Source organism: Paenibacillus dendritiformis (assembly GCF_015845845.1).
In the GTDB taxonomy this organism is placed as follows: Bacteria; Bacillota; Bacilli; order Paenibacillales; family Paenibacillaceae; genus Paenibacillus_B; species Paenibacillus_B dendritiformis_C.
In genome coordinates this window covers 1-24,414 of record NZ_LDIG01000123.1, presented here as the reverse complement: position 1 = coordinate 24,414, position 24,414 = coordinate 1, and the positions used below count along the sequence as shown (strand labels likewise).

The following is a 24,414-nucleotide window of genomic DNA, read 5'->3' as shown; positions in this document are numbered from 1 at the left end:
GTTCTTCCTCCTCTTTACACGGAAATTGGTTCGAAATAACCGCTGGCAGCAAAATAATCGATATACATGGCCAATCTGTCTGCATCCATTTGCGGGCATTCTAGCTTACGTTCTTTCAGGAAGGAGAACACTTTGTCCGCGTTAAAGACAGGTGTCTCGCCTTCACTGATGGACATTTCTTCAATGAACGGCACGATCGAGATGTCGAGCCCGCCCGCATTGCCTGCATCATTGCCTGCTTCAAGGCTCTGCGACACTCTCGACTTCCAATCCATCCAAGGCAGTTGCGCAAATGAATATCCTCGCTTCGCGAGTATGCGGGTGATATCCTTGAATGAGCAATCGTGATCATTCATCACGTGAAATGTCTGATTCGAGAATCTGGAGGAGGCTAGCCGAACGATGACGTCTGCGGCAAATTCGGCCGGAATCAAGTTGAAACGGAAATCGATATCCGGGAATGCGCCAAGCTGGAGACAGAAGCGGATGATTTTCCAGAAGAAATCACTGTCTTGGCACGCCCCGGTTCGGCTGTCGCCCGAAATCCGGCCAAGACGATACATGCTGACGGGGATTCCGCGTGTTCTGCCTTCCCGCATTACTCCTTCCGCCACCCATTTGCTTTGTGTGTACCCCAATTTTAAAGCATCGCTACAAACAGGCACATCATCCTCTAGAATGATTTTCTTGATTTTGGCATCTTTTTCAGAGAATACATATAATGTGGAGATATAATGGATCGGCTTCACGGCTCCGGCCGCGGCAAACCGCAATATCTCCTCGCACCCCTTGACATTGACAGCCTCCAATGCTAAATAAGGTTGGGCAAAATTCACGATGGCTCCGTTGTGAAAAATGGACGTGATCTGCTTGGTCAAGAATTCGTATGCCTTCTCGTCCAGCCCTAGACGCGCTGCACCCAAATCTCCGATTACCGCCGTAACCCGCGTCTCGTACTCGTCCTTCCATAGCCCATACTTTCTCATCCCCTCGGCGATCCTGCGCATGCCTGTCTCCCGATCCGCAGCGCGTACCAGACAATAGACGTGCCGGGCGGAATCGGGCTGCAATAACTCATGCAGCAGGAACGCCCCGAAGAATCCCGTGCTTCCCGTCAGAAGCACGGCTTCATCCTGTGCCATGCTCACCGCCTGCGGGATGTCCGCAGCCTGAATGGCCGGATCGAGCACGATCCTGCTTGCCAAGTCCAGTCCGTCCCCAGTTTCTTCCTGCGCCAACACCCTATCGATTTGCGAGGCAATGCTCTTGATCGTCGGCTCTTGCATCAACTGTACTAGCGGAATCTGCACCTGGAACTGCTTCCGAATCTGGAACATCATCCGGCTGATTAGCAGCGAGTGGCCGCCCATATCGAAAAAGCTATCCTCTAATCCGACATGCTCCACATCAAGCAAGCCTAGCCACATCTCGCGCAGCGCCTGCTCCGTATCCGTGAAGTGCTGCGCAACATCTGACGCCGTCTCCTTATCCGCCAAGCGCCTGCCGGGCTTCAGCTCGCGCAATTTTGCGCGCTCGATCTTGCCGTTGGCCGTAAGCGGGAATTGCTCCAGAACCACGAATTGGGACGGAATCATGAAGTCCGGCAGCCTTTGCTTCAGCTCTTCTCGAATGCTGGCGGCCAGCCTTCCTTCCACCTCCTGCTGCATCGGAATGCTTGCCAGCTCCAATGAAGCCTTGTGTGCACCCGTGTATCTGCAAGGCGTCAGCTTCTCCTCCCCGTAAGGCATGAAGATCGCGTCCAAGCATTTCTCATCATCGGACAACAGAAGTTCCACACGATGGCTCTGCCCGCCCCATTGCAGAATGTCCGCCGGATCTGTCCATTGCCATGAGGGCGACTCCTGCATGAGATGCCTCCGGTAATCCGCGATCGTGTCCGCCGGATCGGCCTGGCGCCGCCAGCGCATAAATTCCCACTCCTCCGCAAGGCGTCCATTCGGGATTCCCGTCACGAGGAAGCAGGCGGACGAATGCGCGGCGCACAACTTGCCTTCACGCAGCTGCCGCTTGATATCGGGACTCCATTCATAGAGAGCATCGGTCTCCCATACCGGTTTATCGCCGACATGCAGCACCGCATCGTATCGGAATTTGTTCATCTCATTGCGATAGATGCCCTTTTTATAGAGCACTTCAACCGTTCGGATGGAGGTCAGTTCCCGCTGCAACTGCGCGAAATAGCCGGTATCCAGCATCAGTTCGCTGTGCTGCTTCATTTTGCGAAGCACGAGCCGGTTGAACTCCGGCAGTGAAAGCCGCTCGTCCACGCCATTCAGCACGACGGAGCAATGGAACGCTTCTCTGAACATAAGGCCGCAAATGTCGCCGAGAAAAATGCATCCTCCCGGCTTCAATTTGCCGGCCACATGCTGCAGAACCTCATTCAGATACGAGACATCCGGGAAATACTGCACCACCGAGTTCAATATGACCATGTCGACCTGCTCCACGTCGGGAAGCTCGTGGGCATTGCATTTGAACAGCGAAACCTTATGGCGATTCTCTCCCAGCAGGTGCAGATGCGAACTGACATATTCGATCGCGTTCTCGGATAAATCGGTACCGAAATAGGACTCGCACGACGGGGCGATCCGGAACAGCAGCAAGCCGGTACCGCATCCGATTTCCAGCACCCGTTTTGGCCTGTACTTCAGAATCCGTTCGACCGTTTCGCTGGTCCATTCCTCCATCTCGACCGCCGGTATGGGCAGCCCCGTATAGGTGTCATTCCATCCGACGATATGGAACGTCTTGTCGTCATGTTCATTGCCTTTGGCATAATAGCTGTCGAATACCGTTTCCCATCGATCGACCAGTTCGCCTTTGAACTGCCGAAGCGTGCCGTGCGCATGCAGTTCATTTTTGTGCGGGATCAAATAACAAGTTAATTTGGCATCTCCGTGCTCATTCCGTTCGGCAACGACCACGCTTTGGGACACCAGCTCATGATCGCTCACTGCGCTCTCGATCTCGCCAAGCTCAATGCGATAGCCGCGAACCTTCACCTGCTCGTCACGGCGGCCCAAATATTCGATCTCTCCCGCCGCCGTCCATCTGGCCAAGTCCCCGGATCGGTACAGGCGAGCCCGGGGTCCATTCGCCGATACGGAAGCGAACGGATTCGCGATGAACCGCTCCCTGGTCAGCTCTTCGCGCTTCCAGTATCCGCGGGCTACGCCTCTCCCGCCAATATACAGCTCCCCCGGAACCCCCAAGGGAACCGGCTGGCCATGCTCGTCGAGTATGTACGTTTCCAGATCCGGCAGCGGCACGCCGATGACACTGCCCGCCCCGGCATCCAGATCCTCCAGCGTAATCGGGCGGAACGTCGCGTGTACCGTAATTTCGGTAATGCCGTACATATTGATCAATTGAGGCCGACGATCGCCATGCAGCCGGAACCAAGGTCGCAGCGACTGCAGCTCCAGCGCTTCCCCGCCGAAAATAATGTAGCGCAGCGACAGTTCCCCAGCCTCCTCGAACCCGGCATGCTGCTCGACATGGATCAATTGCTTGAAGGCAGACGGCGTCTGATTCAGTACCGTTACCCGCTCGCGCACGAGAAGCCGATAGAAGTCCTCGAAGGAACGCGTCACGCCGGCAGGCACAATCACGAGGCTTCCTCCATGCAGCAGTGCCCCCCATATTTCCCAGACAGAAAAATCGAAGGCGCATGAGTGATACAGCGTCCATACATCTTGCGCATGGAAGCCGAACAATCGCCGCGTCGCTGCGAACAACCGGTTCACGCTGCCATGCTCGACAAGCACTCCCTTAGGCTTCCCTGTCGAGCCTGACGTGTAGATCATGTAGGCCAAATCGGATTCATTGACGAATACAGACAGATCGCTCGCAGAATCGCTTGCCGGATCCTCCGGCAGCGCCGCGGCATTAATACGCGTGCAAGAACGGACTGCCATCACGTCCCGGGTCTCTTCATCCACCAGCAGCAGCGCGCATCCCGAGTCGCTCAGCATCCAGCGGATGCGTTCTTCGGGATACGCCGGATCGAGAGGTACATATGCGCAGCCGGCTTTTAAGATGGCCAAGATTCCGGCAATCAGATAAGGGGAGCGGTTCATGCACAAGCCGATGAATTGCCCGGGCTCAGCCCCCGACTGCAGCAGATGGCGGGCAAGTCGGTTCGCATAAGCGTTGAGCTCCCGGTAGGTCCAATCCGCTTCATTCCACTTCAACGCGACATTGTTCGGATACAGGGCCGCATTGCGTTCGAATTGCCGATGAATGCCTTCCGATGCCGCCGCAGTTGCCTCTATTGCGGCGGAGCGCTGCAGCATGCTCTCCCGCTCGCCCTCCTCCATCAAGTCGAGCCGGTCGATAGGCCGATCAGGCGCAGACAGCGCCGATCGAATGAACTGAATAAAGTGATTGACGAAGTTCTGCATCAACTGCGGAACGAACAGATTGGCGTTATATTCAAGCCGCCCGGTGATTTTTCCTTGCAATTCCGCCATCGACAGCAGCACATCCGACTTCGACGTGCCGTTAAACAGTCTGATGCTCTCCGCTCGCGCTTTCGGAAGCTGAATATCGACGGCAGGCGTATTTTGATAGACGAACAGATTTCGAACTAGCGGGATGGCCCATCCTTGGCGATCCGGCTGCAGTTCCTCAACGATGCGGTCGAAAGGGAAATCCTGATGATCGTATGCTTCGGCCGCCGTTGCTGCCACTTGTCGCAGCAGTTCGCGGAATGTCATGTCCGCGCCTATGTCCACGCGAAGCGGCAATAAATTGACGAAGTAACCGATGAGACCTTCGATTTCTGTATCGTTGCGATTGGCAACAGGCGTCCCGACCACGAGCGTGCGCTCATGGGTATAGCGGTAGAGCAAGCCCCCGAACATGGCGAGCAGCGTCATGAACATTGTCGCGTCTGCTTCGGCGCAAAATGATTTGAGTGCGTGAGCCAGATCGTCCGGGAGTTCGAAGGGCACCTCTCCGCCCCGGTTTCCGGCCCAATCCGTCATTTTTTTGTCCGGTGCGAGCGCAATGCTCGGGCAATGCTCCAATCTGTACTTCCAATAACGCAAATGCTTCTCCCATGCCCCCGAATTTAGCTGCTCCGTCTGCCAATGCGCGAAATCGCGGTACTGAATCGGCAAGGGAGCAAGAGCGGGCGTCTTGCCTTCTGAATAAGATCGGTAACACGCCACCCATTCCTTTGCCAGCACGCCCATGGACCAGCCGTCGGAAATAATATGGTGCAGGCATATCGCGAGCATATGCTCCCGCTCCTTCAACCGGATGACCTGCGCACGCATCAGAAGCCCTCTCTCCAGATCGAAAGGTGAAGAAATGACGCGCTGGATCACCGCGTTCGCTTGAGCTTCAGCTTCTGTCTCATGCAGTCCGCTAACATCTTCGATGGGCAATTCCAGCGTGAAATGCTCCATCCGCCGCAGTTGCGGCCGACCGCCGGAATTGATGAAATTGATGCGCAGCGACTCATGGCGGTCGATAATATGCTGCAGCGCCCGGCGGGCGGCCTCTATGTCCAGCTCTCCGCTGAACCTCACGGCAAAATACATGTTGTAAGCAGACTTATCCGCCAGCATTTGATCTATGAACCATAGCCTTTTCTGGGCCGGAGACAGCACCAGGCCATCTTCTTCCGGTCTGGGAACAATCCGCGGTTGCTTCCTGCCTCGTCCCAGCTTCCACTGCTCAAGCAGCTCGCGCTGCTTGTCCGACAAAAGTGAACGTCGCGTTTCCAATTCATTTTTGTTCGTCATAAGCACCCACCGTTCCACCGGAATTTTTATCGCTGATCATTGCCTACCAAATGCTCAATCATCTGCAGTTCCAATTGCTCGGCAATCTCCTCAATCGTCGGATACTTGAAAATGCGCTCCAACTTGATGTCTATGTCCGGCAGCAGATTCCGCACGCGCGATATGAGCTGGGTCGCCATCAAGGAATGGCCTCCCAGTTCAAAGAAATTATCCTTGATGCCGATCGGGCGTACGCCAAGCACCTGCTCCCATATGTCCACCAGATTCTCCTGCAACCCGTCCGCAGGAGGGACGTACATCGTTGACAGGTGCGCCCTTTCGTCCTCCAATCGCTCATGGCCCGCGCCTACTGGCGCAGCGGATTCTGCATGTCCCGCGCTTGCTTGGCCTTCCAGCCTGTCGCCGAACCAGCATCTCGTCCCCTCGAACGGATACGCAGGCAGCGGCACGCGTCCGGGTTGTCCATCGTGAGTATGCTTCCAATGGATATCTGCTCCGGATAGCCAGCATTGCGCCAAGCCTTTCCATAACGCGGCAACGTCGGATTCCTCCTCCTTGCCATGCCGCATCAAGTTGATCGCATGAACCTTGCGCGATTCATCGTCACGCTGCCGCACCAATTGGGCCAAGCCTCTCCCTGGTCCCACCTCCAGCCAGATGGCATCATCTCCGAAGCTCCGCATAAGCGTGGACACCCCTCCTCCGAAGTTGACAGGCTCCCTCATATGGGCGCTCCAGTACGCGGTGCTCCTGGCCTGGGCCTCCGTTATGTAATCACCGCTTACATTGGAGATGAAAGGGATGGAAGGGGCTGACAGCTCGTACTGGCGAAGCAAGCGTTCGAATTGCTCCGCGGCCGGCTCCATGAACGGGCTGTGGAACGCATGCGATACGGGCAGAAGCTTGTGGCCGATACCGCCGGACTCCAATCGCGCCGCCAAGCCAGCGATGGCTTCGCGCTCGCCCGCAACCGTGCATGAATCGGGGCCGTTGACGGCCGACAAGTACACGGCTTCGTCCGCTAAGCTCCGGATCTGCTCATAGGATGAAGATACGGCCATCATGGCGCCCGCTGGGCTCTGCTGCATGACCGTCCCCCTTAGAACGATGATCGCAAGCGCCTCTTCAAGCCGCATGACGCCCGCGAGGCAGGCGGCTACATATTCGCCGAGGCTGTGTCCGATCATGGCACTGGGCCTCAGTCCCCAATCCATCAAGCAGCGGGCAAGCGCATATTCGACAATGAACAGCAGCGGCTGCGCTATAGCGGTCTGCTCCAACATTTGCGGTTCTCCGGCTCCGTTCGTACGGAACATCGCCTGCGATATCTCGGTGCGCATGCTCCCGTTCAGGATCGCAATGCACTTGTCCGCCCAACTGCGGAACAAAGGGATCTGTTCATACAATCCGGCCGCCATGTTCAAGTACTGGCTTCCTTGTCCCGGAAACATAAAAATGATGCTGGCCTTGTCCTTGCCCGCAATGCCCCTGCCAATGAGTTGCAGACTGCCGTCCCTGCCGGAGATTGCCGCATAACGATAAGGAAATGCTTTCCTGCCGACTTGAAGCGTATATGCGACCTTGTCCATGGAAGCGTCCGGGTGATGCCGGAAATACCTATGCAGAGCATCCTCCATCGAACCGAGAGCGCTGGCCGTTCGCGCAGACAGAAGCAGCGCCTGCTCTCTCTGCTCCTTCCGGCATCCCGCGGCGCATTCCGCAGGTATTGGAGCCTCCTGCAAGATGAGATGCGCATTCGTTCCGCCAATCCCGAACGAGCTTACCCCTGCGCGACGGGGATGATCCGAGGCCGGCCAATCCCGCAAGGCCGTATTGACATAGAAATGACTGGCCGTGAAGTCAATGGCCGGGTTGGAATCCTCATAATGCAGGCTCGGCGGAATTTGCCGGTGATGCAGCATCAATGTCGTCTTGATCAACCCCGCAATGCCCGCGGCAGCGTTCAAGTGGCCGATATTCGTCTTCACGGAGCCGATTGCGCAGCGCTGCCTGGCGCTGACTTCTCCAGTCTCGCCGAATGCCTCTTGAAGCGCGGCTATCTCGATCGGATCGCCCAGCGCCGTGCCGGTCCCATGAGCTTCGATATAGTCGATCGTCTGCGGTTCTGCCCCCGCCATCATGAGCGCCTCCGCCACGACGCGGCGCTGGCCTTCGATGCTTGGCGCCGTGTACCCGACCTTGGCGGCACCGTCATTATTCACGGCGCTGCCAAGAATAAGGGCATAGATAGAATCGCGATCGGCCAGAGCGTCCTCCAGGCGCTTAAGCGCCACGATCCCCGCTCCGCTGCCGAAGAGCGTCCCCTGCGCCTTAGCGTCAAACGCCCGGCAATGCCCGTCCGGGGAGAAAATCCCCCCTTCCTGGTACAAGTATCCTTCCTGCTGCGGAACCCGGATGGAGGCGCCGCCTGCAAGAGCCAGATCCGATTGATACATGAGAAGGCTCTGGCAGGCATAATGGACGGCAACGAGCGATGTCGAGCACGCCGTCTGAATCGTGACGCTCGTTCCGCGCAAATTCAGCTTGTAGGAGATTCTGGTGCTTACATAATCGTTGCTGTTCGCCTGCAGCACCATTTGCAGCTCTTCCTCCGAAAGTTCATCGCGACGCGGCAATATTTCGTTCACCAAGTAACTGTTGAATCCGCATCCGGCAAACAGACTGACCAAGCCCTGGTACGACTCCGCGACATAGCCCGCATCCTCAAGCGCTTCCCATGCGCACATCAGCAGCAGGCGGTGCTGCGGATCGAGCAGGTCAGCCTCGCGCTTGCTCATGCCGAAAAAGTGATAATCGAACTTGTCGATGCCATCCAGGAGCGGGGAAGCCTTCACATAGTTCGGGCTGCGCAACTTCTCCTCTGCAATGCCGGATTCTCGCAGCATGTCATCGGTGAAAAAGGTGATCGTCTCCCTACCGTGCTTCAAATTATCCCAATACTGTCCCATATGGCTGGCTCCCGGGAATCTCCCGCTCATCCCGATAATGGCTATCGTGTTCTCTGCCTCGCTCGCCGTCATTGACGCTCCCCCTTTCGCCGTAATTTTTGCGCTTGTTGCGCGGCTCGCTGCTTGATTTTGCGCTGTTCGTCAACAACAACGCCGCGTTGCGCCTCCGTGCCGTTTCCGTTTCCTTCGAGATAGTGCGCCAACAAGGAAATGGTCGGATATTTGAACAGATCCACAACATGGATCGGCCTTGCCAGTTCCGCTTCGAGTCCTTGCTGGACGCGAAGCAGGAGCAGAGAGTGGCCGCCCGCATCGAAAAAGTTATCGTGAATGCCCACTTCCTCTACTTTCAAATGGCGCTTCCATACCTCCGCAATTTGTCGCTGCAGCATCGTCTCCGGCAGTACCGTGCCCTGTCGGCTCTCCCTGAAGTTGAATGCCCCAGGCTCGGGCAGTCTGGCCGCATCTGCCTTCCCGTTGCGGGTCAGCGGAATCTGATCCAGCTCCACATACGCCGCAGGCAGCATATATTCCGGCAGGCGGTCTCTCAGATGAAGCTGCATGCCGGTCGGGTCGAACGGCTTCTCGGCCGGAACCACATAAGCAATGATCCGGTCGTCCCTGTCCGCTTGGCATACCGTTAAGCAATCGGCGATCGCGGAATGCCGCAGAATCGCCTCTTGAATTTCGCGCAGCTCCACCCGATAGCCGCGAATTTTGACAAAGTCCCCCTGCCTGCCGATGAATTCAACGTTGCCGTCCGGCAAGTACCTCCCTAAGTCGCCCGTCCTGTATATTCGATCATGCTCCATTGATGTATAAGGATTGGGGACAAACGCGGGGCGACCTTGTTCCGCTTCCGCGTTCCCGATATAACCGGAAGCCAGATAAGGCGAGCGAATGCAGATTTCGCCCGTTTCTCCACTCCCCTTCATGCCCAGATCCGAATCCATCACGAGCAATTGCACGCCTTCTCTCCCTTTGCCGATCGGGATCGACGGCCCTGGATCCGCGGGAACGGAATAGATCCCCATAATTTGCGGCGTCTCCGTCGCCCCATACCCGTTCAGACAGCGAACCTGCGGAGCGATCGCCCGGATATTCTCAATGTGGGACGGCATCAGCACATCACCGCCAAAAAAGGCATACCGCCATGCCCCGAGATCGCACCTCTTTTGCCCAGAGCTGCCTCCGCCCGCGATCACCATGCCCATCGCAGGGGTTACATGGGTAATCGTTATCCGGCGGCGTTCCATCCATTCCGTCACATATTCGGGAATAATCATCCGGCTTCCGTCCGGAATGCAGATCGCGGCCCCGATGGACAGCGGCACGAATATGTCCCGCAGCAATGGATCGTGTCCCAAGCCGGAGAACATGCTGAACCGATCCCGCCAATCAAGCCGGAATTCATTCACTTGCCAGCGAATGAAGTTGGCAAGCGGCTCGTGCGTGCATTGAATTCCCTTCGGCGCTCCCGTCGTGCCAGAGGTAAACAGCACATAGGCCGGATCCTCCACGGAGCATCCCTTCTCGAGCTGCGCCAGTATCGCTCGGACTGAGTCTTCTTCATCAGCTGCATAATCGCCGTTGATGCCGTAAATGCAGAACGATACATGACTTGCCCATTCATCGAGCAACCCGCCCAGTCTCTCCCGCTCCGCGCTGAGAAAGACGATGCCGTCCGCCTTGGACGCCTTGAGCAACTCTGTCGCGCGGATCGCCGGCTGCGCCGGATCAATCACCGCAAATGCCGAGCCGCTCTTGAGCACGGCGAGCATGGCGACGATAAGAGACGCGCTTCGCTCACCGTATATGGCTATCACTCCTCGCCGCTGGCGGGCGAAGCGAATCAACTTCGCGGCCAGTCTGTCGCTGCGTTCATCCAGATCGCGATACGTGTATTCGGCATCATCGCTATCGATGACCGCAATAGCCTCTGGACATTGCGCCGCCTTGTGCCTGAACATCACATGAACCGGCTGCAGAAGCGGATCGCGCGCCTGCCTTAGCGGCATGCTCGGATCGGGCAGAACCGCGGCCGAGCGTTCGGTGAGGAGCGAATACCGCTCAATCGGCCAATCGGGATCATTCACGATCTGGCGGCACAGACATTCGAATTGAGCCAGCATTTCGGTTGCCCTTTCCTCCCCGAACAGGTTGGAAGCATACGTCATCGTTAGTTGAATCCCTTCGGCTTGCTCCAGTGCGTACAGCGTCAGCTCGCATTTGGAATCGGGCTCGTCCAGCTCGATGATCTGCGTAGTCAGTCCGCTCAACTGAGCCGTAACCGGCGGAATGTTAAGCATATTGAACATGACCTGGAACATGGAGGAGCGGCTAAGATCCCGATCCGGTCTTGCCATCTCCACCAGCTTCTCGAAAGGCATGTCCTGATGCGCATAAGCATTGATGGCTGCGTCCCTCGCTAACAACAGCAGCTGGTTAAAATCAGGATTGCCGGATAAATCAAGCCGGAGGAGCAGCGTGTTCACGAATAACCCGACGACTTGATCCACATGCCGGTGATGGCGGTTCGCAACCGGAACGCCGACGGCGATGTCGGAGGTTCTGCTCAATCGGTACAGCAGCACATTGAAAACAGTGACGAGCGTCATGAACAGCGTGCAATTGTGCCGTTGCCCCAGCTCTTTCAACTCCTCGCTGAGCGCTTGCGGAAGCTTCAAGCTGACCTGCTTGCCCCGATAGCTCGACGCAAGCGTCCGAGGGCTGTCGGTCGGCAGCAGCAGGGGCGGAATCGGCTGCTGCAGCACGCCTGCCCAATATTCAAGCTGCTGGCTATAGGAGTCGCTTCCTATCCATTCTTGCTCCCAGCGGGCATAATCGGAATACGTCAGCGGCGGATTCGGCAAAGTCTGCCGGGATTGCCCGACCCGGATCGCATAGAGCTGCCGAAGCTCGTTCAGGATTATGCCTGTCGACCAGCCGTCCGTGATAATATGGTGCAGCACTAGCACCAAGTAGTGGCGGCGTTCTCCCGTGCGGAGCAGCGTCATCCGGTACAGCTCGCTATCCGACACCCGAATCGGACGACGGCACTCCTCTCTTATCCATTGCTGTGCCTCTTCCTCCGTGCATGTCTTGATTGCCAGCCGGAACGCCTTTTCCTCCCTGACTAAGGAGAAGGGGATACCTCCCTCTTCATGAATGGTCGTCCGGAGAGAATCATGTCTGCGAATCAGCTCTTTCAGAGCTTGCTCGAGAGCCTCCACGTCCAGCGGCCCGTCAAGAGACAACGTGCCGGGCAGCAAATAAGCCGTCTGATCCTCATCCAGCTTCTGCAGGAACCACATTCTCTGCTGGGCGCTCGTTAGCGGAGCCCGGTAATCCCCGGCCAGCTTCAGCGGAACGATGTCCGCCTTGTCCGTTCCGCCCTCCGCCTTCTGCAGCATTCGGCGGATTTCGTATGCCATATCGCGCAGGGCGGGCTTGGCGAAGACCGTGCCGATCGGCAATTCGATTCCGAACACGTCATGAACGGCCGTGATGAGCCGGGTTGCCAGCAAGGAGTGGCCGCCAGCCTCGAAGAATTGCTCTTCTGGACGCACCTGCTTTTTCCCAAGCAATTGTTTCCATATTTGTATCATCACTTCTTCGACCATATCACTGCCGAAGCTGTTATCTTCCGACGCGTCATGCATCCCGTAAGCCTCTTCGGCCTCCTCTGCAAGCAAGGAGCACAATGCATTGCGATCCACCTTGCCATTGGGCGTCAAAGGCATGTCGCCTAGTACCACAAAGCGGGACGGAATGTAATGGCCCGGCATACGTTCTTGCAGAAATTTCCTTACAGCCGTCTCCTCCCACGCTGATTGCGGCTTCATGACGACAAAAGCGGCGAGCGAAGCCTGATCGGGAGCCTCTCCGGCGACAATGACGGCACAGCTGGCAATGTCAGAACGCTCTGACAAGTGGGATTCGATTTCGCCGAGATGAAGTCTTACCCCCCTGACCTTGACTTGATCGTCCCGTCTGCCAACGAACTGGAGCCTTCCGTCGGGCAGGCATCTTACCAAATCGCCTGTTCGATATAAGCGCCCCTGCTCGTGTCCATCGCCGGCCGAAGGCGTAATGAATTTGGCCTGCGTCAATTCGGCATCGTTACAATACCCGCGGGCAAGCCCGATTCCGCCGACGTACAATTCGCCAATGCCCCCAGGCAATGGGCGCTGCATGTAGTCATTGAACACCTGCACCTCCACATTCGGGATCGCTTCTCCGAGATCGATGATCGATTCATCTGAACCGCATTCCTTGACCGTTACCCAGACGGTTGCTTCCGAAGGACCGTATGCGTTGTAAAAACGCCTTCCCGGAGCCCAGCGTGCCACGATATCGCGGGTGCACGCTTCGCCCGCCGATATGAGGACCTCCAATTCCGGCAAGTCCGCATCCGGAATCAAGGTTAGAACAGATGGAGGAAGCACCGCATGAGAAATCCGCTTTTCCCTCATCCACCGTGCCATTGCCGCGCCGGGCATCAGCGTATCCCTGTCGGCCATGCACAGCGTTCCCCCGCTGCGAAATGCCATCACGACCTCAAACACCCAGGCATCGAAGCTGAAGGATGCGAACTGGAGCACCTTGCTTCTATCGCTAAGATTGAAATATTGACGCTGCGCCTCTGCCATATTCCATATGCCGCAGTGCTCAATCATGACAGCCTTCGGCTTGCCAGTGGATCCGGACGTGAAGATGACATAAGCCAGGTCGCGGATTCCTACGTCCAGCCCGGTCGGCCTCGCGCTCTGGCCAGCAATGTCCGCCTCGTCCCGATCGAGCAGCGCCAGTTCGATGCCTTCTCCGAACGAACCCAGGCCGATCGGCGAAGTGCTGATGATGACCCTCATCTCGACCTTGTTCGCCATATAGACGATGCGCTGCGGCGGATATGAGGGATCGATCGGCACAAAGACCGCGCCGAGCTTCAAGACGGCAAATACCGCTGCGACCATGTCCGGCGAACGACGCAAGCACACTCCTACAAATTCGCCCTTCCGTACGCCTTTGCCGGACAGCCACCAAGCGATGCGATTCGCCCTATGCTCCAGCTCCAGGTAGGTCAACGTATCGTCCATGAACGTAACGGCCGCCGAGTCCGGCCGCTGCGACGCTTGATATTCGAGCAAATGATGCAAGCAGATGTGAGGCAGCGGCGCGGACGGGAGTTGCAACCGCCGGCCATGGCCAGATCGCGCATTCAGCCTCAGCGTGCCGATCCGCTCCTCCGGATTCCGCACGACCCCCTCGACCAGCTCCGTATACAAGCGCGCCATTGTCTTCATGAAGGCAGCACTGAACAAATTCGAGCGATAGATGAAAGAACCATGGATGAACGCGTCCGTCTCCTCCACCATCAAGACGAGCTCGAACGGCGTATCCTTGGTTCCCAGCGGCACCGGCCGCCAAATCATCCCCCCGAGCTCTGTCACCTCCTGATCATCGCTTATGAATAACGGAGAGCGAGTTCCATCCCCGCTCTGGGCCCGTTCCATGACAAACGCAACCTGAAACACGGGTGAAATCTTGGCATCGCGCTCCGGCTGCAGCCGTTCCGCCACCAAAGGGAACGGATAATCCTGGTGCTCCATGGCCCCCAGCATTGATCGCTTGACCGAATCCGCGAGCTTCCCAAATGGCAATTCGCCCGAGCACTCGAGGCGCAGGGCAACCGTGTTGACCAAATAGCCGAAAACCTCCTCGAAGCCGGCTTCGTTCCTTCCGGAGACGAACGTGCCGATTACGACTTCCTCTTGCTCCGTATAGCGATACAGCAGCGCAGCAAAGGAAGATAGCAGCAGCGTATTCACGGTAACACCGAGCTTCCTGCTTAATCGAATCACTTCTTGGGACAAGGATTCACTGAACCTGAAGATACAGTTTTCCCCTCTATGATCGTACGCGGAGGCTCCGCCCCCGACTTTGTCCGCGACCAGCGCGCAGATGGGCAGCGGCTCCGCAAGCGTACGCTCCCAGTAGTTCCGGTCTTGTTCTGCACGCTCACTCTGCAAATAACCCTGCTGCCAATCCACAAATGCGCTGTAGCTGCGGCTCTCCCGCAATCGCTCCCGAACCGGAACGCCATGCTGGTACCGATTTGCGAAATCGCGCAGCAGCATGACGATCGACCATGCATCCGCAATTATGTGATGCATTGATATCAATAGTCGTGGCGGACGATCGGGAGCATAGAACAGGAAAATACGGAACAGCGGGCCATCATGCAATGAGAACGGCTCCCGCATGCAGCGCTGGAACAATTCTTCCGCTTCGGATCCCCAAGACGCGAGCCGATGCACCCGAAAATCAACTTCTCCGTCAGGCCTTACATGACGTTTGATCTCTCCGTCTTCTATAGAAAACACAGTGCGCAAAGAACTGTACGTATCATATACACTTTGAAAGGATAAGCGCAGCTTATGCTCATCCACAGGCGTTAACAGATCCCATGCCGCTTGCATATGGTAGGCGCAATTGTCCGGATGGGCCTGCTGCAGCAGCCAGAGCGCCTTCTGCCCGTAAGATGCCATCGTATCCCGCTTCTCCTGACGCTGCTGCAGGAGCTGGCGGATCAGCCTTTCTTTGTCCTGTCGGGATAAGCCTGCAGTGACAATCGAATCGTTCATCTTGTTCATCTCCTGTCATTGATGTGAAGCACGATCATGACCCCTTCTCTTGCGTTAACAGCAGAAGGAGCCGTTCCATGTCTTCGTCGGACAACTCGCCCAGATCTCGCTCCATGTCGCCGGAATTCAGCAAATCGTCGATTTGCGATCGTTCTTCGTTGCTCTGCCTATCCCGGGCATCCAGCAGGATGCCGTGCAATTTCGATGCGGCCTGGCGGGTAGTGATCCCTTCCAATAACTGAACAATCGGCAAAGATACTTGGAATTGCTGTTCGATCGCATGCTTCAGCTGCAGCGCCATTATGGAATCCATCCCGAGCATGACCAGCGGACGATCCAGGGACAGGTCGGACGCGGGAATTATCTTCAGCACGCTGGCGAACATGCCCTGCAAGTGCTCCTCGAGCAGTGGCAGCGTTTCCACGCGATCGCGTACGGCTTGAAGGATATGCTGAACTGAGGAAGCGTTTCTAGAGCTTTCCCTCGCCCGGTCCGTTTGCGATTCGGGCACCGCTCCAATCGTTCCTCTCTCCAGCGCCTCCGGATCGTCGATCCACAGCCGTCTCTTCTCCCAAGGATAGGTCGGTATGGCAATGCATTGTCCCCGGCTGCCGACGGCATTCCAGTCCAGATCCGCCCCATACCGGTATAACCTAGCCGCAGCCTCCGGCATGCATGCTCCGTCATCGCCCCTGCGCATCGAGAATGCCGCCAGCTTGACTCCTCCGGCCTGACCGCATTCTTCTACATGCTGTGTGAGGACCGGATGAGGGCCGAGCTCTACAAAGGCATCGTATCCGTCCAGCATGGCCGCATGCAGCGCGTCCGCAAATCGAACAGGCTTGCGCATATTGTCAGACCAATGCTCCGCCCCCAGCCTCAGCCCATTCTCCATCCGCCCCGTCACTGTCGAATAGATGCGCAAGCGGGCCAGTCGGTGGCGAACCGGGCCAAGCTCGGTTTGAAGACGATCGCATAACGGCTCCATGAAGTGGCTGTGAAAGGCAAACGAGCTTGAAAGGAGATGGGTTTTAACCGTATCGGGCAGGTTCCTCAGCAAGCGCTCCACTTCATGTGCTTCTCCGGCCAGGACAACGGATGAGGGCCCGTTCACCGCCGATATCCCTACGCCCGGATATTCGCCGAGGCGCTGCTCGATATCGGCAAGCGGCATGCGTATGGAGACCATGGCACCTTGTCCCTTGGTCGATTGCATGAGCGTGCCGCGCCAATATACGAGACGCATCGCATCTTCCAAGGTGAGCACGCCAGCCGCGTAGTGCGCTGAAATTTCCCCAAGACTGTGCCCGATGACCGCCTTCGGTTCAATTCCCCAGCTCCTCCATAGAGCGAGAAGGGACGCTTGAACGGCAAAGACGAGCGGCTGAGCCGCATCGGTGCGATCTGCCCAAGCATCGGCATCTCCGCGGTGAAGTTCGTCCCATAACGACCATCCGGCATACTTGCTCCATATCGCATCGCATTCCAGGAATGTTCGTGTAAATGCGTTATCCCCGGATAAGTATTGCAGTCCCATTCCGTTCCATTGATTGCCTTGGCCGGAGAAGACGAACACAAGATTGGACGGATCGGCGATCGCGCAAGTCGAAGTAAGTCGCTCCAACTCAAGAGCGAGCTCCTCGCGGTTGCTCCCGAGAACGGCTGCGCGCCAGGCACGGTGCGTGCGCCTCTGCTGCGCCGTGTAGCAAATATCGTCCAACGAAGCATCAGTGCGCTCCTGCAGGTATCGTCTCATGTCGGCGGCAAGACGTGTCAGGGAGCCGTGGCTATTGGCGGACAAAGGAAGAATATGTAACGAAGGAGGCGCCTGCTGCGATGTCCGCGCCGGCGGCATCAACGAAGTTGCATACTCCTGCAGCACAACGTGAGCGTTCGTTCCGCCGAAGCCGAATGAGCTTACCCCGGCCACCGAAGCTCTGCTTCCTGCCGGCCAGCTTACCGGATCCCGCACGATCTGGAGCGGAAGATCGCGAAGCGGGATGTATGGATTGATCTCCTGCAGGTTCAAGTGCGGAACCCATTCCCGGTAGTGCAGGCAAAGCACGGTTTTGATGAAGCCGGCAATCCCGGCAGCCGCCTCCAGATGACCGATGTTGGTCTTGACCGAACCGATGTAGCACTTGCTCGCAGCGGAGCGGTTCCTAGACAGCACCCGCCCGATCGCCTGAACTTCGATCGGATCTCCCAGAGCGGTTCCCGTCCCGTGCGCTTCGATATAGTCGATCTCTTCTCCGGATATGCCCGCGGCGCGGTAAGCGTCCTGCAGCACCTCTTCCTGGGCCTGACCATTGGGTGCAGTTAAGCCGTTGCTTAAGCCGTCCTGATTGACGGCACTCCCCCTGATCACGGCGTATATGCGATCACGGTCGCGAAGGGCAGCAGCCAGCGGCTTCAAGATGACCGCGCCGGCTCCTTCTCCCCGTACGTAACCGTCAGCGCGCGAATCGAACGTTTTGCACCTGCCGTCTGCCGAGAGCATACCCGCTTCGCGGAAAGCTTTGCTGATGGCCGGATTCAATATCACGTTCACCCCGCCCGCGATCGCCATATTCGTCTCGCCCGTTTTCAAACTTTGGCAAGCCAGATGAACCGCGACGAGAGAGGAAGAGCAGGCTGTATCCACGGCCATGCTTGGGCCCCGCAAGTTCCATATATACGAAATTCGATTGGCGGCAATGCAATTGGAATTTCCCGTCACCGTATAAATGCCGCTTCGCTCGTAATCGGACAGCTTGCCGCAGCCGTAATCGTTGCTGGAAATGCCGACGAACACGCCCGTCCTCGAGCCGTTCATCGCTTCGTTCGTCAATCCCGCATCCTCGAGCGCCTCCCATACCACTTCCAACAGCATGCGCTGCTGCGGATCCATCTGCTCTGCCTCGCGGGGAGATAAGTGGAAGGCTTCATTATCGAACAGGTCGATTTCTTCAACGATACCGGCACGGTGCATACCGTCCTGCGCGAACCGTGACGAGCGCAGCTCGGGCATCTCCGTGATGCAATTTTCTCCGCTGCGGAGATTATGCCAATATTCGTCGATGCTGCTCGATTTGGGAAATCGGCAGCCCATGCCGATGACAGCAATCGCGTCCTCTTGCTCGGCTCCGCAGTCATCTCGTGCTGCATGCCCATTCTCCCCTCCGAACGCAAAATGCCGAGCCACGGCTTGGATGGAAGGATAGTCCCAGAACAGGGTTGGATCAACGGAACGCTTAACGAACGATTCCAATTCACCGGATAAAGACACCAATTCCTTCGAGTCAAGGCCATATCGGGAAAATGGAAATTCGGCCTTGATTTCATGTTGCGATATTTGCTTCAGCGCGCTGATTTGCTGCACGAACCAATTACATATGTCCTTGTAACGCTTGTCCTGTCCCTTGTCCATTTAATCCACCCCACACGAATAAACTTCCGTTCAGATACATCTCTTTGCACTTGCGGCGCTGAATCTTGTTACTGGTTGTTTTCGGGAGATTCAAAGGCTTGACGAGCTTGACATCATAGGCATATAGCTGGAGCTGTTCGGCAATGGCTTCGCGAATTCGATGAGCAATCCCGCTGCAGCAAGCTTCCCAATCGAGTTGCTTGCGCTGCACGGCATGCTTGAATTCCCGGTTCATTTCGCATACTACGACAAGTTCCTCTCCGCCCTGCACCTCTATCGAAAATGCGGCCAGACTCGCCCCGTTAATATCCGGATGGCAGCTGGCGGCAATCTCCTCGATATCCTGAGGATAATAGTTCTGTCCCCGAATGATGATCAAGTCTTTTAGCCGTCCGGCTATGTATAATTCGCCACCGTGAACAAAGCCGAGATCACCGGTGCGCAAGAACGGACCTTCCTCCGAATCCAACAAATAAGCCGCAAATGTCGCTTCGCTCTCGACCGGAGCATCCCAATAGCCTTGGGCGACGCTTTCTCCCTTAATCCATATTTCGCCGATTTCGCCCCCCTCGCATTCGAGCTGGGTGGACGGGTCTACGATTTTGATTTGCTGATCCGAAAAAATCGAACCGCAGCCGACCTGGGCACGCGCCGCATCCCCGTGGGCTTTGACTGGGGCGACATTGTTCTGCTGGAGCGCCTTATCGTCCAGATAGAGCAGCTTCTTTTGCGCCTCTTTGGCCGCAACGGTCACGCACAGCGTCGCCTCGGCCAGGCCGTAGCTAGGCAGCAGCGCTTCATCGCGGAAGCCGCATACGCGGAAGCTATCGCAAAACTGGCGGATCGTTTCTGCCCGAACCGGCTCGGAGCCGTTGAAGGCGATCGCCCAAGGGCTCAGATTCAGTTCTTGTTTATCTTCATCCGTTATTTTTTGGACGCATAGTCGGTAGGCAAAGTCGGGGGCTCCACTGAAGGTAGCTCGATATTTCGTGATCGTCCGCAGCCATCGAATCGGCTTTTGGATGAAATCCATGGGCGACATCAGATAACAGCTTCCGCCATTGTATACGTTTTGCAGCACGTTCCCGATGAGCCCCATATCATGGTACATCGGCAGCCAAGACACCATAATCGTGTCATTTGAATGATAGAATCGTTTCTTCATGATTTCGAGATTGTGGAGTAAATTGCGATGGCTTACCATTACGCCCTTCGGAGTGTTGGTAGATCCGGACGTATATTGAAGGAAAGCGATATGGTCGATCGGGATCGTTTGTGCCCGATAGGTAAATTCATCGTCACGCTGCAGAATATCGTCAAGCTGAATGGAGTAGGCACTTCTCATCTTCTCTGGAAGCTTCATGGAATCAAGGGGAGATTGCGTAATAAGCAGGGCAGGCTTGGCGTTCTCATAGATCGCTGTGACTCGTTGCCCATTGCGCGACTTGCTGGGAGGAAAGGCTGGCACCGGCAAAGCGCCTGCCTGCAAGCATCCGAAAAAAGCAATGATATAGTCGATCCCGCTCGGCAACAGAATCATGATTCTCTCGCCGGACAAGTTCAGAAATTGAAAATACGCGGCAAGCTTCTGGGAACGGAGGCGCAGCTCATGATAGGTGCAGCTTTCACTCTCGATTTCCCCGTTTTTCAAATAAATAAACGCTTTGCGATCGGGATAGTGATACGCCGTATAATCTAGCATTTCTAACAAATTTTTATACATCCTCGACTTCCTTTCTCATTCGGAAAATTACACATAAAAAAGAAGACAGGCTTGTTATACATAGCGACATCAACGGCTATTATTGTCTATTTTTACACAAGAAGTGTATGGAATTTATGTTCATTTATTTCGATGGGTCTCAAACATTAGTTCTGAGATCGGTCACCGTCTGATAGAACCCATTATTGACTAACATCGGACTTGGGCCATTTCCATACCTTTCCACAATATTGAGTTTTGGCCTGTAAGGGGGCACAACGAGTTCAGTGGTTCTTTCATATCATCCAGAAACGGCTGTAAAAGCGTGGCATGATGAATGCGACCGTTTTGACACTTCGGTGTAGTAATTGAGGGCGGGGTCCATTTAAAATGAAAATGCAAAGCCTGTTAACGTTCAATACATCGAAATTTTTTTCTTTTCTCTTGGCTAGCGTAACTCTAATTTTGAATCTTCTTCTATCTTGATTCCCTTAAAATACCACTATATATTTTTGGTGTCAATACTTCAATAATCATGTATGTTATTCGTCTGTGATAATGTCACCCTATAACTGTTCTGAGATAATGTCACTATGGGACAGGAGATAATGACATTGAAGAGTGCCGTGACAAAGAAAATTCTGGTTGTGGAAAAGTATTGAGCTGAGTAGCGCCTGCACTCCTCTTCTCTATGAAGTTTAGGAAAAACTATTACCATCATTTTACTATAGAAAGCTTCTTTTTCAACATATTTCCATATTCTCGCCCAAAAAAATAGCGTGCATCGCGCTGCACGCCATCCAGCCGCCATAACGAAAAGAATCGGCTAACTTCTTAGGACGCCCCATATGGTACAATTTCTTGTAAAACGCATGAAGTTTCTAATTGAAATTGAACCGTCTTTTTTAAACCGGGCTGCCAAATCGATATCGTCTCTTCATTGTGATATTCAAATTTGCTTCTTGTACAGAAAGACACCCTTCGTTGACGAAATGGGTTCAATTTGTTATGGACTATGTGCAATGTGAAGAAAATTATCAGCACCCATGGACGTTAGATGAAATGGCGGATATTTCATACTTCAGTAAATTTCAATTTGCTCATTATTTCAAGGAAATTGTCGGGATATCTCCATACTCATGGTTACAAATTTATCGAGTTATTCGCAGCCAAAACATGCTGATAAACACAAATAAAACCGTATTAAAGATCGCCATCGAATGCGGTTTTTCTTCTGTTTCCGTTTACAATCAGCTGTTTCAACGATTATACGGCATCCCCCCCCGATCTTTTCGAACAATGGCTCGTAAATAAACGCCTGAACCGAAAATCATCATCATGCCGCATCCCAAAAATAGGCTATGTTTTACAAGTTTCTTTTGGAGACACAAAATACTTGATTGTATAAGGTCATTTTTTGGTGTAGGCTCTGTTGAGGGAGTAATTGAGGCTGATGAAGTATTCTTTGCAGAGAGTTTCAAAGGTACAAAACCTTCTAAAATGCCGAGAAAATCTCGTAAAAGAGGCAAACAGATTAAAAAGAGAGGTATATCTAACGAACAGGTTTGTATTGCTACTGCTATTGATAGACAGGGTAATCTAATTATGGAGTTACTATGTAGAGGTAGAATGACACACCAAGAATTAGAAAGACTCTATGACGGTCGTGTAGGGGATAACTCTATCTTTTGTACTGATAGTCATAAGAGTTATGTTCAGTTTGCCAAAGATTGTTCATTGGAACATAAACGTATACAAAGAGGAAAACATAAAGAAGGAATTTACCATATTCAACACATTAATGCTGTACACAGCAAATTAAAAAAGTGGATGAATAAGTTTAATGGTGTTGCAACTAAATATATCAGCAATTATTTGTATTGGTTTAAATGGCTACAATTATTTGAAACTGACAAAGAAGTTGTTAAAATCAAGAACTTTATGGTTCAATGCAATGTAGCCCATGCTTATACAAGAATAACAGATTTTAAAGAAAGAGAGCCAATATTTATTTAGGTAAATACATTTGTAATATTTGGAATGACGAATTATTTATATTTCTATGGAGGATAAATTGTAATGATAAAAAATAATTTTAAAATAGAAAACATTCCAGCAATTTTGTGGGGTGACAAATCAGATAAGTTATTTGTGGTGGTGCATGGTAACATGTCAAATAAGGCAGATGACTCGATTATTGTATTTGCAGAAGAAGCAACAGCAGTAGGTTATCAAGTGCTTAGTTTTGATTTACCTCAACATGGTGACCGTAAGGATGATACTTATCTTTGCAAAGTTCAAAACTGTGTTCAAGACCTTAATACAATTATGACCTATGCAAAATCGTTATCAAATAATATAAGCATTTTTGCTTGTAGCATAGGAGCATATTTTAGCCTATTAGAATATAGCCATGAGCCGTTGAAGCAGTGTTTGTTTCTCTCTCCTGTGGTAAATATGGAACGTATCATAAATAATATGATGACATGGTTTAACGTAAGTGAGAGTAGACTAAAAATAGAGAAAGAAATTTCTACACCTATTGGACAAACTGAGTCTGTAAAATAGTTTGTGTAAACTCCAAAACCTATTAAAATGGAACTAATAGAAAGGTTGGGAGAACACATGGGACTATGGACGAAAGAGCAACTACGAGCGTTTATTAAAGAGAACAAGCTCATGACCGCGAAAGATGCGCAAAACGCCTTGAAGGATCTGTTCGCCGAGACGATTCAGGAAATGCTGGAGGCCGAGATGGACACGCATCTGGGCTATGAGAAGCATGAGAAAGCGGAGAAGACCACCTCCAATTCACGCAATGGCAAGAGCCGCAAGAAGATCACCAGTGAGTATGGGGAGCAAGAGATTTCGGTGCCCCGCGACCGGCAAGGTGAGTTCGAGCCACTGGTGGTGAAAAAGTATCAGTCGAACGTGACCGGCATTGAGGATCAGATCATTGCGCTCTATGCCAAGGGCGTAAGCACACGGGAGATTCAGGATCATCTCCAGCAGCTATACGGCATTGAGGTGTCCCCTACGCTTATCTCCAATGTCACCAACAAGATCATGCCCCTGGTCAAAGAATGGCAAAACCGGCCGCTGCAAAGCGTGTATGCCGTTGTATTTTTGGACGCCATTCACTTTAAAGTGAAGCAAGATGGCGCCATCGTCAATAAGGCGGCTTACATGGTCATCGGCATCGATTTGGATGGCAACAAGGATGTTCTGGGCATCTGGATCGGCGAGAATGAATCTGCAAAGTTCTGGCTGAGCGTGCTGAATGAGTTGAAGAATCGCGGCGTACAGGACATTCTCATTACGTGTGTGGACAACCTGACCGGCTTCTCGCAGGCCATCACCGCATGCTATCCACAGACGGAGATTCAGAAATGCATCATTCATCAGATTCGCAATTCAACGCGCTATGTGTCCTACAAGGACCTAAAGAAGGTCACTGCCGATCTGAAGCCGATCTACAAGGCGAGCACGGAAGAAGCCGCTCTTGTGGAATTGGATCGCTTTGAAGAAGTCTGGGGAACGAAGTACCCGCTCATTATCCGTTCCTGGCGCAACAATTGGGATGAGCTCGCGACCTTCTTCAAGTTTCCGCCAGAGATCCGTAAGTTGATTTATACCACAAACATCATCGAGAGCTACCATCGCCAACTTCGCAAAGTGACCAAGGGCAAGAGCATCTTCCCGACGGACGAGGCGTTGCTGAAGATGCTGTACCTGGCGACGATGGATGTGACTCGCAAATGGACGGGGCGCGTGCAGAACTGGGGACAAATCCTCCTCCAGCTCTCCATCTTCTTCCCGGATCGGGTCGGACAACATTTAAGCTAAGGGGCGAACCGCCCCCGAGGGGGCTTCATCATCAATGCGTTTACACAAAACTCTTGACAGACCC

Annotated in this window: 7 protein-coding genes and 2 pseudogenes; 4 read left to right on the top strand and 5 right to left on the bottom strand. The window is 54.0% G+C overall.

Translation table 11 applies throughout. The annotated features are described in order from the left end of the window. Positions 1-14 precede the first annotated feature (14 nt). The 5 genes from ABD76_RS10735 to ABD76_RS10715 are packed head-to-tail and all read right to left on the bottom strand — an operon-like array spanning position 15 to position 20,504. The gene (locus ABD76_RS10735; RefSeq protein ID WP_197256747.1) at positions 15-5,777 is read right to left on the bottom strand and encodes a non-ribosomal peptide synthetase; all 5,763 of its coding nucleotides are present in this window, start codon (positions 5,775-5,777) and stop codon (positions 15-17) included. A gap of 26 nt (positions 5,778-5,803) precedes the next feature. Beyond that, positions 5,804-8,818, bottom strand: coding sequence for a type I polyketide synthase (locus ABD76_RS10730; protein WP_197256745.1), 3,015 nt, complete (start codon positions 8,816-8,818; stop codon positions 5,804-5,806). After that, the gene (locus tag ABD76_RS10725; RefSeq protein WP_197256743.1) at positions 8,815-15,393 is read right to left on the bottom strand and encodes a non-ribosomal peptide synthetase; all 6,579 of its coding nucleotides are present in this window, start codon (positions 15,391-15,393) and stop codon (positions 8,815-8,817) included. The genes ABD76_RS10730 and ABD76_RS10725 overlap by 4 nt, the downstream gene beginning before the upstream one ends. 34 nt (positions 15,394-15,427) lie before the next feature. Further along, positions 15,428-18,802, bottom strand: coding sequence for a type I polyketide synthase (locus tag ABD76_RS10720; RefSeq protein ID WP_197256741.1), 3,375 nt, complete (start codon positions 18,800-18,802; stop codon positions 15,428-15,430). Then, positions 18,762-20,504, bottom strand: a complete 1,743-nt coding sequence (locus tag ABD76_RS10715; RefSeq protein WP_242069512.1) for a fatty acyl-AMP ligase — start codon at positions 20,502-20,504, stop codon at positions 18,762-18,764. Before ABD76_RS10715 ends, ABD76_RS10720 begins: the two co-directional genes overlap by 41 nt. 1,008 nt (positions 20,505-21,512) lie before the next feature. Between ABD76_RS10715 and ABD76_RS10710 the strand changes: the two genes are divergently transcribed. The 4 genes and pseudogenes from ABD76_RS10710 (at position 21,513) to ABD76_RS10695 (ending at position 24,350) form a co-directional block, all read left to right on the top strand. Beyond that, positions 21,513-21,818, top strand: coding sequence for a helix-turn-helix transcriptional regulator (locus ABD76_RS10710; RefSeq protein WP_197256738.1), 306 nt, complete (start codon positions 21,513-21,515; stop codon positions 21,816-21,818). A gap of 54 nt (positions 21,819-21,872) precedes the next feature. Continuing rightward, positions 21,873-22,520: pseudogene (locus tag ABD76_RS10705) on the top strand (IS1595-like element ISBth19 family transposase); the annotation flags it as partial. A 63-nt stretch (positions 22,521-22,583) separates the two neighbouring features. Beyond that, positions 22,584-23,057: pseudogene (locus ABD76_RS10700) on the top strand (alpha/beta hydrolase); the annotation flags it as partial. Between the two features lie 72 nt (positions 23,058-23,129). Next, a complete protein-coding gene (locus ABD76_RS10695) occupies positions 23,130-24,350 on the top strand; it encodes an IS256 family transposase (protein ID WP_197255154.1) in 1,221 nt (406 codons plus the stop codon). Positions 24,351-24,414 lie beyond the last annotated feature (64 nt).

What these genes read in the sequence shown, in the direction of transcription:
- ABD76_RS10725 (WP_197256743.1), bottom strand. Translation starts at nt 15,393, where the DNA reads ATGAACGATTCGATTGTCACTGCAGGCTTATCCCGACAGGACAAAGAA.
- ABD76_RS10695 (WP_197255154.1), top strand. Translation starts at nt 23,130, where the DNA reads ATGGGACTATGGACGAAAGAGCAACTACGAGCGTTTATTAAAGAGAAC.
- ABD76_RS10730 (WP_197256745.1), bottom strand. Translation starts at nt 8,818, where the DNA reads ATGACGGCGAGCGAGGCAGAGAACACGATAGCCATTATCGGGATGAGC.
- ABD76_RS10715 (WP_242069512.1), bottom strand. Translation starts at nt 20,504, where the DNA reads ATGCTAGATTATACGGCGTATCACTATCCCGATCGCAAAGCGTTTATT.
- ABD76_RS10720 (WP_197256741.1), bottom strand. Translation starts at nt 18,802, where the DNA reads ATGGACAAGGGACAGGACAAGCGTTACAAGGACATATGTAATTGGTTC.
- ABD76_RS10735 (WP_197256747.1), bottom strand. Translation starts at nt 5,777, where the DNA reads ATGACGAACAAAAATGAATTGGAAACGCGACGTTCACTTTTGTCGGAC.
- ABD76_RS10710 (WP_197256738.1), top strand. Translation starts at nt 21,513, where the DNA reads ATGGACTATGTGCAATGTGAAGAAAATTATCAGCACCCATGGACGTTA.